Source organism: Nonlabens sp. (genome assembly GCF_965657255.1).
Taxonomy (GTDB): domain Bacteria; phylum Bacteroidota; class Bacteroidia; order Flavobacteriales; family Flavobacteriaceae; genus Nonlabens.
Window position 1 is genome coordinate 130,977 of sequence record NZ_CBFHNM010000003.1, and the last position, 13,842, is coordinate 144,818.

Consider the following 13,842-nt stretch of genomic DNA (forward strand, 5'->3'; position numbering starts at 1 on the left):
TTTCCCTTCAGCCGCTTGCATCCGACGAGTGAAGTTTACGAAACGAGAGCAATGCATAAAAAAAATGAAGTAGTGCCAGCGATGAAAGCAAAGGGTTTGGTGCGATGCTAATTCATAAAAATAACCTTGATTTTAATTTCATTTCTAACTCCGCAAACCCCTTATTTAATTCGTTTACGAATTAAATTTTCCCCTTTAAAAAAGGGGAAATCTTTTAATAATAATTCTACTCACATTCCTTTTTGGCATCAAGAGCTCCTTTTTTGCCCCAGCGAGGTTCAAAACCTTTTACGGTTTCTTTTTCAAATAATTCGATAGCTTTATCAATCTCACCGCAATATGGAGCAATATCTTTACCAAAGAATTTTGCACTTCCCATCATCCATCTTGCTCTGTTTGCTATGACTCTTGGGTTTTCTGGTGCGATTTGTATCGCTTTTTCATATAATGCGGTTGTCGGGCCAGATAATTTCATTCCGTAAACGCGGCTGTCGTAAGTGATCCAGCACGTATTTAACATGCCTTGTAATACCATTATTTCTGGATTGTTTTCTGATATCAACTCAGCATCATTGATAAATTCTTGAGCTTTGTTCATGTGTTGCAAAGTTTTTTCTTTAGGTAATTGTCCCCAAGAATTATTCACGTTGCACAAGGCTGCATAATACGCTGGTAGCCAATTTTCTTTTTCGGCTTTTGCAACACGTTCAAATTGTTGTGATGCTGCCTGCAAGTCAGTTTGCATTAATTCCAGTCCTTTTTTCATGGCTTTTTCATAGCCCGATTGTGCTGTAAGACTTAGTGATAAAAAGAGTACAAAAGTTGTGATTATAGTTTTCATGAGTAAGCGTTTAATTGATTTATGATACAATGATAGTGGCGATCTCGCTTTCGCGAAAGCGGAACTAACCCAACTGTAATAACTAGTGACTGAGTTGTAGATTTATAAATTATCCAACTGGTTATCGCTGCCGCCAATGGTCCAAAAGAAGCCCACGAAAAAGAAACGATCTGCCGCCTGACCTATCTCACGACGGTTGAATTGCCCTTGAACATCTGGTGTGTTGCTGTACTGATATCCGAAAACATTATCTCTACCCAATACATTAGAAACCGAGAAGTATAAGATCTTTTGCTGATCAATCAAGTAAGCCCAATTGAAATCTAGGCTTTGGAAAGAGCTGGTTCTATCGTTTAAAAAACCAGTTTCATTTGCATTTGTAAAAGGACGACCGCTGGAGTAATTGAAAGTAGCGCCTATTTGTGACTGCCAGTCTTCTATCCAGTATTTTGTGACAAGACTGAAATTGTGGTCGGTAGCAAAATTAGGAGTCGCCTCCACAGGAAAATTACGAAACTGTCTTTTAGTATCTAGATAAGAATAACTTACCCAATAATCAAGGTTCTTAATCGAGGTCTCATCTCTCCAGAACAAATCTAGTCCAGCTGCATAACCACTACCGTCGTTGCCTAAATCACTATCAAATTGAACACGTTGCGTGTCATAAGTAAGTAACTGATCGTACTTTTTATAATACGCCTCTGCTCGCAACATGCGGTTGTTCTTTTTAAACAGAAAGTTTGCGATGTAATGTTGGGCATTTTCAGGTTTTAGGTTTTCGTCATATTGCTGTACGTTGTTTTGCGCACTTTGATAAAAATTACCATAAGCCAGAGAAAATTGAGATGCTGGGTTGATACTTATAGCAGCACTTAATCGTGGCGATACTCTAAATTGATCGCTGGCTCCATAATAATCACCACGTATTCCAGCTTTAAATGCGAGATCTTTAGATGCAAAAACCTCAGCCTCTGTAAATGTACCGGTTATTCCATGGTTGATTCCCGTTTCAAAAGTCTCTGTTTCTAGCTGGATGTCTTCATCATAATTGATCACAAATTGCTCCACACCCATGTTTAACTTAAAGTAATTGTTATATCGTTTTTGAAGTTTAAGTTTGGCATGTAATGCGTTTTCCACAGCTTTAATTTTTGTGGTTGCCACGTTTACATCATTATTATCGTGAGCGAGACTTACACCAGTTTCTATCTTCCAACTGTCAGATAAATAGCCGTTGTAATTTAAATTACCGTAATAATTTCTATTTCTTAAACCAAAATAGAATCCTTCTTCTACATCAATATCTTCTTGAATGATCGCAAAGTCACTATAAGAATAGGCGCTGTAAGCTTTAAAAAGTCCTTTATCAAACTCGCGTCTATAAACCGCTTCTCCATTAATGCTTTGGAAAGGCTTTTCAAATCGGTTGTTTTGTGGGATCAATTCATTGTATGGCGCCAGATTGATGTATTGTGCATTTACACTCAAGCTATTTTTACCCCAAATTTGTGTATTACCGATGTTGCCGCCTACGCTCATGATTCCTATATCAGTTTTTTCTTCTTTGGGAAAATCGGTTGTATTAAGAAGTAACACACTTGAAAGAGCATCTCCATACTCAGCACTATAACCACCGGTAGAAAAGGTAATGCCATCAAAAAGAAATGGAGAAAATCTACCTCTCGTTGGTATATTTCCTGTGGTAGGAGAAAATGGTCTGAAAACTCGGCTTCCATCTATAAAGATCTGCGTTTCATCTGCACTTCCACCGCGTACAAAAAGACGACCATCATCTGCATTATTAGAAGTTCCAGGAAGTGTTTGCAGCGCACCTACAAAATCGCCAACTGCTCCTGCGGTAGTGACAATATCAAGCGGTTTCAAAACGCTTGCCTTAGAACTATCTCCTGCACTAAAACTTCCTGCGCTCAAGACTACGGTGTTTAATGCGTTCATGCTTTCGCGAAAGCGTAACTTCAATCCTACCATTTCATTAATAGGAGCTTCTAGCTTATAATCTTCATAACCTATATAGCTGGCGATCAATTTACCGTAACCTGTTTCTTCTGTGGTAAAGGAAAATTTTCCATCGATATCAGTTGTGGTACCGTCATATGTTCCTTCTAGATAAACATTAACGCCCATAACTGGCTCGTTTTGTTCATCGAGAATTATTCCTGAAATAGTAGTTTGTGCAAAAGTGATGTAACTAAAGAATAATGTAAAAAATGTAAAAAGCGTTTTCATGTTGGTTGTTTTGATGGTACAAACATGCCACCATTGCAGGCTTTTAAAAATTAAGAACTACTGAGTTGTAGGATTTTTAGGATGGGTTGTAAAAATGAAATTTTTGAAAACGAATTTGAACTCGAACCTGAATTTAAAAAAGTTTCTTGTAAGAATTTCTATTTGAAAGTTTACAATGAATTTGCCTATCTGTAAAATCGATTTGATCTATTGCACATCAAATATTCCGTCACATTTAAAAACCAACACTGGATCATATTTAAATGAATCCATAAATCAACTTTTAACCTCTTCAAATTCGAGTTCGATTTCAGGTTCAGTTTGGTAATCCTTATCTTAGCAGCAATAAATAGATCTCATGAAAAAAATTGCTCTAATTCTTACAGCAGCTGTTTTATTAGCTAGCTGTAATTCTTCAAAAAATGTAGTCTCAGATCAGTCGTCTAGTAGTGGCACTTACTGGCAACAACATGTTAATTATGATATGGATGTGAACATGGATGTAGACCGTTATCAGTATACTGGTAAACAAACACTGGTGTATACTAACAATTCTCCAGAAACATTAGACCGCGTTTATTATCATTTATTTTTTAATGCCTTCCAGCCAGAAAGTCAAATGGATGTGCGTTCTCGTACCATAGCAGATCCTGATCCTAGAGTAGGTTCTCGTATCGCGTCATTAGAGCCTAATGAAATAGGTTATCTGTTTGTTAGTAATATGAAACAAGATGGAGTTGCTTTAAATCCAGAGCGAGAAGGAACTATTCTAGTAGTAAAATTAAACAAAGCTCTAGCGCCAGGTCAGTCTACTACTTTAGAACTAGATTTTAATGGACAGGTTCCTAAACAAATAAGAAGAAGTGGACGTAATAATAGTGAAGGCGTTGCTCTTTCCATGACCCAATGGTTTCCTAAAATGGCCGAATTTGATAAATACGGATGGAATACAGCTCCTTATGTAGGAAGAGAATTTCATGGTGTTTGGGGTGATTTTGACGTAAAACTTACCATTGATAAAGAATATACTGTAGGTGGAACAGGTTATCTTCAAAACCCTAATGAAATAGGTCATGGCTATGACAAAGCAAATTCTGGTCCTGCAGAAGGAAAGAATGGTAAATTAACATGGCATTTTAAAGCTCCACAAGTGCATGATTTTGCATGGGGCGCAGATAAAGATTTTATTCACGATATCTATAAAGGTGCAAATGGTGTTGATCTTCATTTTTTCTATAAAGACAATGATGCTATCAAAGAGAACTGGAAAAAATTACAACCAGTTACTAATGACTTTTTGAAATATTTTAATGAAAATATAGGAGAATATCCTTACAAGCAGTACTCTGTTATTCAAGGTGGTGATGGTGGTATGGAGTACGCGATGTGTACTTTGATCACTGGTGAGCGTTCTTTTGGAAGTCTTGCAGGAGTTACGGCACATGAATTTGCGCATTCCTGGTTCAACCATGTTCTTGCAACAAACGAGTCTAAAGATGAATGGATGGATGAAGGTTTTACTACCTATATTTCTAACTATGCTATGAACGAAGTTTTTAATGGTGGAAAAGAAAATCCTAACGATGGCTCTTACAGAGGTTATATAGGTCTGGCAAAATCTGGTAAAGAACAACCACAAACTACTCATGCAGACCGCTACGAGTACAATGGCGCTTATGGAACTAGTGCTTATTCAAAAGGTGCTGTTTTTATGGCACAACTAGGTTATATAGTAGGTGAAGAAGTACGCAATGACATCATTAAAGAATATTACAATACTTGGAAATTTAAACATCCAGATCCTAATGATTTTAAAAGAGTTGCAGAGCGCGTAAGTGGTTTTGATCTAGAATGGTATTTGAGAGACTGGACAATGACTACTAACACTATCGATTATTCTGTTGAAGATATGAGTAATCTGGACGGTAAAAACATCATTTCACTTAAAAGAAATGGATTAATGCCTATGCCACTTGATATAGAAGTTACTATGAATGATGGTAGCACAAAAATGTATTACATTCCTTTAGAAGAAATGAGAGGAGAAAAAGCAGTTGGAAATAATGTAACCACTCTTGCAGACTGGGCTTGGTCATACCCTACTTATGAGTTAGTACTTGACGGTATCAATATGAGTAACGTAAAAAGTGTTACTATAGATCCTAAAGGCATGATGGCAGATGTAAATAAAGAAAACAATACCTGGCAACTAGAAGAGTAATTTTCAGTCTAAGTCACAGTTTTCAGTAGGCAGTAATTCTAATACTAGAGTTGCTGCCTATTTTTTTTAGTTATTTTTTCGCTTTCGCGAAAGCGGATAAATCAAAAATACCTTTTCATTGTTGGGCAACCTCATTGAATTTACCTGCTCATTCCAAGACTCACTGACTAACCAACTCAAAGACTATCTTTGCAACCTAATGAAACTCACTCTAGGAAGAAATAAAAAGCTGAAAAGTAAAAAAGCTACTGATCTTCTTTTCTCTGATGGTAAATCCATAAGAAAAGGACCTTTGCGCGTGGTTTATTTTTTAGAAACTACTGGTGGCGACCATCAAATAGGCGTGAGCGTAGGAAAACGTTTTTTCAAAAGTGCTGTAGATCGCAATCGTGTAAAACGATTGATGAGAGAATCCTATCGTTTGCATCAAGAATTACTTCCTATTTCTAAGGACAAGCATCTTAAAACCATGTTCATTTACCAATCTGTAAAAATGCCAGACTACAACTACATCGAGCAGCTTACTAAGAAGCTGTTGAAGGAATTGAGTAAGAAATTGGATACTCTGGTTTAGCTCAGTTTAGAAAACAATCAGTCTAATAAAATAATGTATGAGTTCAGAAGTCCCAATCATACTTTTAATAATTTCAATACCTGTATTTTTTATAATTAGAAGAATTATGAAAAAGCGTGTAAACAATAATTGACGAAGAAATTTAATTTCTGTAATTATAACTGCAATTACTACTCCATTTCTTTATGGTATTACTGTAATAACTTTCTTTAGTATTTTATTTTACGAGCCACAATATGATTTTAATAAAGAAAGGTGGATGAAAATTGAACAAGGAAGATATAAAATGCGAGATTACCTAGTAGATAGTAAAATTTTGAATGGGAAGACAAAAAAAGAAGTGATTGATTTAATTGGTAGATCTAGGAGTGCAGATTCTACCAATGTGTGGACTTATGATTTAGGAAATTCAGGAGCTGGTCTAGGATGGCAGTTTAATGATCTAGAAATAAAATTCGTAAATGATAAAGTAAATACGGTGAAAAAAATAGAAATCGTTGACTAGTAAATTGTAAATAAATTCGTTTTTAGATTAAAAGACTAACAACATACCTCATACCCAAAACCTCATACCTAATATTCTGGCATTAATCTTGAAAGCAATGGAAAATAAATTCCAGCGTTATGCTTTACATGGTGCTTACTAGTATTTATGCTATATTTAAAGAATTCTATACTTAAGTTGTACAAAAGAAAATGAGCAAAAAGATCAATATAAAAAGACAAATCCTACTGCCTATCGCAGCAGCTGGATTACTCTTCACTACCGCTAGTTTCCAAAACGATTTCTTTGAGATCGCAAAACAGATTGAGATCTTTACAGAAATGTATAAACAACTCAATATGAACTATGTGGATGATACTAATCCAGCAGACCTTATGGACAATGCCATAGAAGGAATGATGGAAGGTCTCGATCCATATACCGTTTATTGGACAGAGCAAGAAGTAGAAAAATCAAAGATTAATCGTCGTGGATCTTATACTGGTATAGGTGCAAACGTGCGCACTTTTAACGATAAAATCATGATTATTGAACCGTGGAAAGATTATCCGGCAGATAAAGCTGGACTAAAAGCAGGTGACGAAATCATAGAAATAGACGGTGTTAAAATTGCCGACTACAAAGAAAATGCTGGTGATTTACTACAGGGATCTCAAGGAACTGAACTTTCCTTGAAATACACACGTCAGGGAAAAACAAGGACGACAACTCTTAAAAGGGAAGGCGTAGAAGTAAAAGCGGTACCTTTTTATGAAATGGCAACTCCAGATATAGGTTATGTCGTGCTTTCTAAGTTTAATGAAAAAGCCTCTAGAGAAACTAAAGCGGCCATCAAAGAGCTTCAAGAAAAAGGCGCCAAAAAAGTGATTCTTGATCTAAGAGGTAATCCTGGTGGACTATTGAGTGAGGCTGTAAACGTATCTAATTTATTTATTCCTAAAGGGAAACTCATTACCAGCACACAATCGGTCGTGGATAAATACAATAAAACCTACCTCACAAAACGCAGTGAAGAATTTGAAGGAATGCCAGTAGCAGTTTTAATTAACGGTCGTAGCGCAAGTGCGAGCGAGATAGTAAGCGGTAGTATTCAAGATTACGATCGTGGTGTAATTATAGGCGCTAGAAGTTTTGGAAAAGGACTTGTACAACGTCCTAAACCACTTTCTTATGGGACACAAGTAAAGATTACCATTTCTAGATATTACACGCCTAGTGGTCGCTGTATTCAGGCCTTAGATTACTGGAATCGTGATGAAAATGGCGATGCTGTACGTACTAAAAAAGAAGATTACAAAGCTTTTAAAACTGTAAATAGCGGTCGTACCGTTTATGACGGTGGTGGCGTAGAGCCAGACATTACACTGGAATCTGCAGCCTACTCTCCTATCACTACGGCGCTTTTAAAGGAAAATTCCATCTTTGATTATGCGACAGATTACTATTATAAGCATCAATACAATTCTATAGATGAGATCCAATTTACCGATGCAGACTTTCAAGATTTTGTTTCATGGATAGAAAAACGTGGTTTTGAATTTGAAACGGTTACAGAATCCGCTTTCGCGAAAGCGTACCAATCAGCTACTAATGAAGAACTAGATGATGATATTAAAACTTCATATGATTCTATGCTAGATGCCATCAAGAAAGCAAAAAAGAAAGAAGTTATTGATAAAAAAGCAGAGTTAAAAAGCCTGCTTACTGACGAGATTGTGAAAAGATACTTTTATAAAGAAGGACTTTACAACTACCAGATCAAATATAATCCAGAAATAAGAGCAGCCATAGAAGTCCTTAATGATGAGGTAAAGTACCTTCGCATTCTTAAATAATGAATTTTAAAAATTACATAGCATCCATTTTTCTTTTACTCGGTTTTGCTGGTCATGCACAACTTACAGAAACGCATTCTGTTTACTTTGATGTAGATAAAGACCAGTTCTCCTTTAGTGAAGGAAAACAACTCAACTCTTTTTTTGATGATCTATTATACAAACCACTCTTAGATGTGAAAATTCTAGGTTATTGTGATGATCGTGGATCTTATGAATACAATCTTGATTTATCTAACAGACGTGTAGAAACTGTTTCTGAGTGGCTTCAAGAACATAAAATTACAATAGAAAATATATCAAAGACGATAGAAGGTCGTGGTGAGGTAGCATTAGAAGAAGGATCTGAAGAATTAACTATAGATGATGAGCGTGCGCAAAATCGCCGTGTAGATGTGGTGTTTTCTTTGAAAGAAGAGATTACACAACGCATAGAGATTAAAAAATTAAGTTCTAATGACCTTACAGAAGCAGAAGCTAAGGAGATTAAAAACTATGAAAAAAAAGTAGTCAAAGCTGTTTTAAAAGAAGAAGGAAGTACAGCACTTATTCCTACCTCAAAAAGCTTAAAAAATGACATAAAAGAACCGGTAGTTGAAGTAGAAGAATATCTAGAAATACCTACAAATCTGGATCTACCAGTAGATAATACACAAGAACCTTTTAAATCCCTTTTAAGTAAAAACTTGAAAAAAGGTCAAGTGATACGATTAGAAAATATACTTTTTTACAAAGGAAGATCAACCGTATTAGAAGAATCACAACCACTTCTAGATCGTGTTGCAGAAATTCTAGTGGCTAGAGAAGATATTCATTTTGAAATTCACGGTCATGTATGTTGTATCAATCCGGTTTATAAAGATGCATATAATCGCGATACAAAAAAGTCCAACCTATCTTTTGATCGAGCAAAAGCCATATTTCAAATCCTTAGAAATAGAGGTGTAGATTATAATAGAATGAGGTACAAAGGCTATGGACGTACTAAACCTCTAGGTGGTATCGATAAACTAGACCGTCGTGTAGAATTATATATTACAAAGATTGAGATGAAGTAAATTATAAAAAGATTTATTTATCGTATTTTTGCGATCAAAGAAATATGGGACTTACTAAAACAGAAAAATTTACTGCTGAGCAAAATCAAGTTGCACAGATGGCCAAAGCACTTGCACATCCAGCAAGAGTGGCTATTTTGCAGTATTTATTTTCTATAGATTCTTGTGTTTGTGGTGATATCGTGAATGAAATCGGCCTGGCACAACCTACTATTTCTCAACATTTAAAAGAACTAAAATCTGTCGGACTTATTAAAGGCAGCGTCGAGGGTACAACTGTTTGTTATTGCATCGATCATGAAAACTGGTCATCAATGAAGAACTTGCTTTCCCCAATATTGAACCTCGATACTGTTACTTTAAACAACTGTTGCTAAAAAAAATTATTATTATTGATCGTAATATTGCAATTAAATAAAAAGAACTATGAAATTATCTCAATTTAAAAATCAATTGATCCAATTAGATAAAATCGCTTTTGAATTACCAGACGGGAATCTTGTACCTTCACATTTTCATGTGACTGAAGTTGGTAAAGTCATCAAACATTTTATCGATTGTGGCGGCAAGGAACGCTTAGAAACAGTAATTAATTTTCAATTGTGGGAAGCAAATGATTATGATCATAGATTACACCCAGAAAAATTAGCTTCCATTATAGATCTTTCAAAAGAAAAGCTAGGTCTTCCAGATGCCGAAATTGAAGTAGAATATCAAGCCGGTACGATTGGCAAATACGGTATCGATTTTAATGGAAAGCACTTTGTTTTAACCAACAAATTAACCAATTGTCTTGCACCAGACTCTTGCGGTATTCCGCAAGAAAAACCTAAATTGAAAATATCAGAAATCCCAGCTCAAAATTCTTGTGCTCCAGGTTCTGGTTGTTGTTAAATCTTGATCTTATGTTTTTACCAATCAAAAATTTATTAGAAGGATTAGATGTTGATTCTATTCCGCTTTCGCGAAAGCGAGAACTAGACCAGCTTACTAATTATGTAAATGAAAGTCTTAACAAACATCAAAAAGCACAGTTGACTTTTATTTGCACTCATAATTCAAGACGTAGTCATCTGTGTCAGATATGGGCGCAAATAGCTGCTCGATTTTATGAAATAACAGATGTACATTGCTATTCTGGTGGTACAGAAACTACCGCACTGTATCCTAGAGTGGTAAAAACACTGAAAAAACAAGGATTAGAAATCACTAAAAATAACAAAAAAGAAAATCCAAAATATTACATAGAATACAGCGAGGTAATGCCACCTATAAAAGCTTTTTCTAAACTATTTAATCATGAGTCTAACCCTACAGCCAATTTTATTGCGGTAATGACATGTGATCATGCATCAGAAAACTGTCCTTTTGTTCCCGGAGCAGAACAGCGCATCGCTCTAACTTATCTAGATCCAAAAGTTAGCGATGGAACGCCAGAGCAAAAAGCTGTTTACGAAGAACGTAGTATTCAGATCGCTACTGAAATGAAGTATGTTTTTTCTAATGTTACAACTCGCTAAATCATGAAGAAACAACTCTCTTTTCTTAATCAATACCTAACCTTATGGATCTTTCTAGCCATGGCAATAGGTGTAGGATTAGGCTATGCGATTCCTGATATGGCGACTTATATCAACTCCATGAGCTCTGGAACAACAAATATTCCCATTGCTATAGGATTGATTCTTATGATGTATCCACCACTCGCAAAAGCCGATTATAAACTGCTACCTAAGGTTTTTAAGAACACTAAAATATTAAGCATATCACTGTTGTTGAATTGGATTATCGGTCCTGTTTTAATGTTTGCACTCGCGTTGGTTTTCCTTCAAAACCATCCTGAATACATGGTTGGGCTTATTTTAATAGGTTTAGCACGTTGTATTGCTATGGTATTAGTGTGGAATGATCTTGCAGATGGTTCTCCAGAATATGGCGCAGGATTAGTAGCTTTGAACAGTGTTTTTCAAGTTTTCGGTTATTCCTTCTATGCGTGGTTGTTTATTACGGTGTTACCACCTTATTTTGGTTTTGATGGTGCTATTGTAGACATCTCTATTGCCACCATTGCAAAAAGTGTTGCAATCTATCTAGGAATCCCTTTTCTTATGGGAATATTGAGTCGCTATTTCTTAGTAAAAGCAAGAGGGAAAGAGTGGTATGAAAACGTATTTATTCCAGCGATTTCACCCATTACTCTAGTGGCATTATTGCTTACTATTGTTTTGATGTTTTCGCTTAAAGGAGAATTGATTGTAGAAATTCCGTTTGATGTGTTATTGATCGCTGTTCCTTTATTGATCTACTTTATAGTGATGTTTTTAATAGGATTCTTTATCAGTAAATACCGTGGTGCGACGTACAGCGAGAATGCGGCTATTTCTTTTACTGCAGCAGGTAATAATTTTGAACTTGCCATCGCGGTAGCGATTGCGGTTTTTGGATTGAATTCTGGTCAGGCGTTTACTGGTGTGATTGGGCCGCTGGTTGAGGTTCCTGCATTGATATTACTGGTAAGAGTGGCGTTTTGGTTGAAGAAGAGGTATTATTAAAAAGAGTAAAGATCGCTACGCTGTTAGAATATAGAATAAAGATTTTTATTTTTCCTCCGAAGTGGTAATTATTGTTATTGGGGTTTTGTAAAAACTAATAGAAATATTTTTGAGAACTGATTTATCGATGGTTTTTAGATAATCAAAAAAAATCTCGATTATACCAAACATGCCAAGACGAATACTTGGCATGTTAGTTTTTACATAGCTTTCTAGATTTGACATGCCAACTATTAGTGTTGGCATCGTCTAAATCTAATCTAGTTGCTTTTTATAAACATAAGGTTTAACGATATTTGCACCACCTAAAAATCATTTAGGAATACCATGATGACACTCGTTTCAAAAGACCTATTAAAAGCCTCCGAAATTCTTAATAGAGAAGAACTCGTTGCTATTCCCACAGAGACCGTTTATGGACTTGCTGGAAATATTTATAGCGATACGGCAATCAAGAAGATCTTTGAGATGAAGAAGCGTCCGTTTTTTAATCCGCTGATTGTGCATATTCATAGTGTGGAACAAGTTAAAGATCTTGCAGTTGATTTTCCCGAGAAAGCGCAACAGCTAGCAAAAGTATTTTGGCCAGGTTCACTAACTCTTATTTTACCTAAAAATGATACTGTTCCAGACCTCATCACAGCAGGAAATAATACGGTTGGGATTAGAATGCCAGATCATGCATTAACTTTAGAATTATTAAAGAATTTACCGTTTCCATTAGCTGCTCCTAGTGCAAATCCTTTTACACATATCAGTCCAACAAAAGCGCAACATGTTAAAAATTATTTTGATGGAAAGCTAGAAATGGTTCTTGATGGTGGTAATTGTGCAAATGGTATAGAATCTACCATAGTAGGTTTTGAAAATGATGAACCTGTTGTTTATAGACTAGGTTCTATTTCTACTGAAGAAATAGAAAAAGTTATTGGTAATGTATCTGTCAGAAATAATAAAGAGCAAGCACCCAACGCTCCAGGGATGTTAGAAAAGCATTATTCACCGCGTACAAAAACCTATTTAGTACAGGATATTACAGATTTCATTAAGCAACATCCTGAAAAAAAAATCGGACTTTTACTACATTCTACAGATCATAAAAATTTCAATGTTTCTAATGTAATTTATCTTACCAAAACTGGTAATTTAAAAGAGGCAGCCTCAAATTTATACAGCGCGATGCATAAAATGGATCAACTAGATCTAGATATGATTATCGCGCAACGATTACCTAATTATGATTTAGGGCAATCTATTAATGACCGATTAGAACGAGCCACAAAGTAAACTAAGATTATTTCTTGACTGGACAGCTGTTGATACCTAAAATGGCGTACAATGGACAGAAATTAATAAAACTAGTAGCTAATAAAACTGCTCCAGCAACGAGTAGTACTATACCTAAAGTTCCTGTTACCACGTCTGTAAAAAACAATACAGCTACTACCACCGCAAATAATATTCTGATAATTCTATCGATACTTCCTACATTCTTTTTCATAATACTTGATTTAAAAGTGAATTACAATGGTAGGCTAAGAATATTTACTAGGAAGTGACTTTTGTCATAAGTCTAGTATTTTAATGGATTGATGGGATAAAATAAGTTTTCCTTCGCGTTCTAATTTCTTTAAAACACGACTGATCACTTCTCTAGAAGTCGCAAGATCATCTGCAAGAGCTTGATGGGAGATTTTAATAACGTTAGAAGCTATCAAAACAGCTTTATCTTTTAGTATAAGCAAAATACGCTCGTCCATTTTATGAAAAACCATATTTTCTAGTGTATGCAACAAGTCTGCATAGCGCATGTCATACTGTGCATTAAATAATACATTCAGTTGAGGATAGTTTTTGAGCCAAGTCTTTAAAGAATTTGCTGGTATTAAAAGTAACTCTGTTTCTTCTAAAGTTTGAGCAAAAATATCGCTCGTACTATTTTTAATTCCAGCTGCAAACGACATAACACAACTTTCACTCGCTTTAATATAATACAAGAGTAATTCTTT

The 13,842-nt window shown here is 35.5% G+C and carries 14 protein-coding genes; 10 read left to right on the forward strand and 4 right to left on the reverse strand.

Features of this window, described 5'->3' with window-relative positions; all coding sequences use genetic code 11:
- Positions 1-226: 226 nt before the first annotated feature.
- Both ACTF54_RS04865 and ACTF54_RS04870 read right to left on the reverse strand, forming a co-directional pair.
- Positions 227-841 carry a hypothetical protein gene (locus ACTF54_RS04865; protein ID WP_438968861.1) on the reverse strand — a complete coding sequence of 205 codons (615 nt, stop codon included), beginning with the start codon at positions 839-841 and terminating at the stop codon, positions 227-229.
- A 102-nt stretch (positions 842-943) separates the two neighbouring features.
- Entirely contained in the window at positions 944-3,088 is a 2,145-nt protein-coding gene (locus ACTF54_RS04870; protein ID WP_438968862.1) for a TonB-dependent receptor, read from the reverse strand.
- A gap of 358 nt (positions 3,089-3,446) precedes the next feature.
- Here ACTF54_RS04870 and ACTF54_RS04875 point away from each other — a divergent pair, with 358 nt between their 5' ends.
- The 10 genes from ACTF54_RS04875 to ACTF54_RS04920 all read left to right on the forward strand — a co-directional run bounded on the left by ACTF54_RS04875 (position 3,447) and on the right by ACTF54_RS04920 (position 13,120).
- Positions 3,447-5,309, forward strand: coding sequence for a M1 family metallopeptidase (locus ACTF54_RS04875; protein ID WP_347195300.1), 1,863 nt, complete (start codon positions 3,447-3,449; stop codon positions 5,307-5,309).
- A 199-nt stretch (positions 5,310-5,508) separates the two neighbouring features.
- Positions 5,509-5,883 (forward strand): ribonuclease P protein component, encoded by a 375-nt coding sequence (gene rnpA / locus ACTF54_RS04880; RefSeq protein ID WP_347195299.1) that lies wholly within the window; start codon positions 5,509-5,511, stop codon positions 5,881-5,883.
- A 259-nt stretch (positions 5,884-6,142) separates the two neighbouring features.
- The gene (locus ACTF54_RS04885; RefSeq protein WP_347195298.1) at positions 6,143-6,388 is read left to right on the forward strand and encodes a hypothetical protein; all 246 of its coding nucleotides are present in this window, start codon (positions 6,143-6,145) and stop codon (positions 6,386-6,388) included.
- 191 nt (positions 6,389-6,579) lie between these two features.
- Positions 6,580-8,223 (forward strand): S41 family peptidase, encoded by a 1,644-nt coding sequence (locus ACTF54_RS04890; RefSeq protein ID WP_347195297.1) that lies wholly within the window; start codon positions 6,580-6,582, stop codon positions 8,221-8,223.
- On the forward strand, positions 8,223-9,281 hold the full coding sequence (locus ACTF54_RS04895; RefSeq protein WP_438968863.1) for an OmpA family protein: 1,059 nt from the start codon (positions 8,223-8,225) through the stop codon (positions 9,279-9,281). Before ACTF54_RS04890 ends, ACTF54_RS04895 begins: the two co-directional genes overlap by 1 nt.
- Positions 9,282-9,325: 44 nt before the next feature.
- Positions 9,326-9,658 carry an ArsR/SmtB family transcription factor gene (locus tag ACTF54_RS04900; RefSeq protein ID WP_347195295.1) on the forward strand — a complete coding sequence of 111 codons (333 nt, stop codon included), beginning with the start codon at positions 9,326-9,328 and terminating at the stop codon, positions 9,656-9,658.
- 49 nt (positions 9,659-9,707) lie between these two features.
- Positions 9,708-10,175 carry a DUF6428 family protein gene (locus tag ACTF54_RS04905; protein ID WP_438968864.1) on the forward strand — a complete coding sequence of 156 codons (468 nt, stop codon included), beginning with the start codon at positions 9,708-9,710 and terminating at the stop codon, positions 10,173-10,175.
- 11 nt (positions 10,176-10,186) lie between these two features.
- Positions 10,187-10,801, forward strand: a complete 615-nt coding sequence (locus ACTF54_RS04910; RefSeq protein ID WP_347195293.1) for a protein-tyrosine-phosphatase — start codon at positions 10,187-10,189, stop codon at positions 10,799-10,801.
- 3 nt (positions 10,802-10,804) lie between these two features.
- Positions 10,805-11,833, forward strand: coding sequence for an ACR3 family arsenite efflux transporter (gene arsB, locus ACTF54_RS04915; protein ID WP_347195292.1), 1,029 nt, complete (start codon positions 10,805-10,807; stop codon positions 11,831-11,833).
- Between the two features lie 330 nt (positions 11,834-12,163).
- A complete protein-coding gene (locus tag ACTF54_RS04920; protein ID WP_438968939.1) occupies positions 12,164-13,120 on the forward strand; it encodes an L-threonylcarbamoyladenylate synthase in 957 nt (318 codons plus the stop codon).
- Positions 13,121-13,127: 7 nt separating this feature from the next.
- Here the strand turns inward: ACTF54_RS04920 and ACTF54_RS04925 are convergent, their stop codons facing one another.
- A complete protein-coding gene (locus ACTF54_RS04925; RefSeq protein ID WP_347195291.1) occupies positions 13,128-13,334 on the reverse strand; it encodes a YgaP family membrane protein in 207 nt (68 codons plus the stop codon).
- Positions 13,335-13,398: 64 nt separating this feature from the next.
- Positions 13,399-13,830, reverse strand: coding sequence for a Crp/Fnr family transcriptional regulator (locus ACTF54_RS04930; RefSeq protein ID WP_347203270.1), 432 nt, complete (start codon positions 13,828-13,830; stop codon positions 13,399-13,401).
- Between the last annotated feature and the right edge of the window lie 12 nt (positions 13,831-13,842).